General features: G+C 45.5%; 2 protein-coding genes. Both read left to right on the top strand.

The window, feature by feature from the left end:
* Positions 1-338: 338 nt before the first annotated feature.
* Positions 339-1,202 carry an aldo/keto reductase gene (locus AC1DXF_RS29330; RefSeq protein WP_477452234.1) on the top strand — a complete coding sequence of 288 codons (864 nt, stop codon included), beginning with the start codon at positions 339-341 and terminating at the stop codon, positions 1,200-1,202.
* An 86-nt stretch (positions 1,203-1,288) separates the two neighbouring features.
* Positions 1,289-1,714, top strand: coding sequence for a hypothetical protein (locus AC1DXF_RS29325; RefSeq protein WP_477452233.1), 426 nt, complete (start codon positions 1,289-1,291; stop codon positions 1,712-1,714).
* The last annotated feature ends 362 nt before the right edge of the window (positions 1,715-2,076 follow it).

Raw genomic sequence — 2,076 nt, 5'->3', positions numbered from 1 at the left:
ACCTCACACCTCACACCTCACACCTCACACCTCACACCTCACACCTCACACCTCACACCTCACACCTCACACCTCACACCTCACACCTCACACCTCACACCTCACACCTCACACCTCACAACTCACAACTCACACCTCACAACTCACAACTCACAACTCACACCTCACACCTCACACCTCACAACTCACAACTCACAACTCACAACTCACAACTCACAACTCACAACTCACAACTCACAACTCACAACTCACAACTCACAACTCACAACTCACAACTCACAACTAAGCCCAAACAATACCGCCGTATTTGAGTTCAACTTATAATCAATATCAACAATATGGCTACTACAACAAGTTCATTTGAAAAAACTTTCTTTTTAGGGGGCGATTTCACTGTAAACCGCCTCGGCTTTGGCGCTATGCGCATTACCGGCCAGGGTATTTGGGGGCCACCCAACGATAAAAAAGAGTGCATTCGCGTGCTAAAGCGCGCGGTTGAGCTGGGCGTCAATTTTATTGATACCGCCGATAGCTACGGCCCCTATATATCTGAGCAACTGATTGCCGAAGCGCTTGTGCCCTACCCGGCCGACCTGGTGATAGGAACAAAAGGCGGGCTGCTGCGCACGGGCCCAAACGAATGGCCTATTGATTCATCGCCCGCGCATTTGATGCAGGCCCTGGAGGGCAGCCTTAAACGCCTGAAACTGCAAAGGATCGACTTATACCAGCTGCACCGCATCGACCCAAAAGTACCGGCGGAAAAATCATTCGAGTTTTTGCAAAAAGCACAGCAGGATGGCAAAATCAAACACATCGGCCTGTCGGAGGTTAGTGTTCAGGAAATTCAACTGGCACAACAGTTTTTCGACGTGGTATCGGTGCAAAACATGTACAGTGTTGATAACCGCAAATGGGAGGCCGAACTGGAATATACCCGCGAGCATAACATTGCATTTATCCCCTGGTTCCCGCTTGGTGGCGGCAACGTAAAGGGCGTAGAAGTATTGAAACGAGTGGCCGGTAAGCACGGCGCCACCATTCATCAAATTGCTTTAAGCTGGCTGTTAAACCACTCGCCCAATATATTGCTTATACCCGGTACTTCGAGTGTTGAACACCTGGAACAAAATATGAAAACAACCGGCATTCAACTATCCGAAGATGACATAGATGTGCTGAACAGCCTTGGCGAAGTGTAATTAATTTGCTATTTAAGGTTAAAAGCAAAAGGATGTGGTTAATTTTACCGCATCCTTTTGTTTTATAATAAAATGATAACCTGCACATGAAAACCAAAGAAGAAATACTAAACAGCTTTTACACTGCCGGCGCCAATGGCATGCCCGAAATATCTGCCCCCGACCTGCTGAAAGCTATGGAAGCCTATAAACAACAAGGTCTTGCAGATGCTTTTAACGCCGCCCGCAAACTTAAGGACGAATTTGCCCCGATACCCGATTACCAATTTAAAAACCTGGAAGATTATATAAAAAGTACCGAAATTAAAGTTGTTAAAAACGATAAGGACGAACTAAGCGAGCAAATAGCTTTAGTTGCCGACAGCGTTCTCCCAGCCTTTTTACCCGACGACCCCACCGTAACCGAATTTGCTTTTGATTTTAATATGATGGGCATCGGCTACACCGCGTTTTATTCTAAAGACGCCGAAGGCTACTGGCAAATGGCCCGCTGGCGGGTGGGAAGGGAATAGGCAGTGGGCAGTGGGCAGTGGGCAGTGGGGAAAGTTGACTTGACGAGGATTGTTTTAACTATTTAACATAATTGTGCACCTAAACGCCGGAGACGCAATTACGCGTCTCAGAACTGACTCGTCCTAAAATAAGTTGACAGTTTAAATAAAGATAATAATTTGTTATTGTTTGTCGTGTTGGAATGTGGGAAACCTCCTTAGGTTTTCCATATTTCAACACGTTTTTCTTTTTTTGCTTCTTTTTTTCTTTTTAAAAACGATAACGTTTTTGTGGACAACTAATCAGCCATGACCTCTTTTGCCGATCTTGTCGGAAAATAAGTCTTCCAGTTTCGCACAAGTTTTATTATCATACTATGAGC

This window comes from Mucilaginibacter sp. P2_A5 (assembly GCF_056404995.1).
The sequence above is the reverse complement of the archived record's forward strand: the minus strand, read 5'-3'. Positions and strand labels throughout refer to the sequence as shown.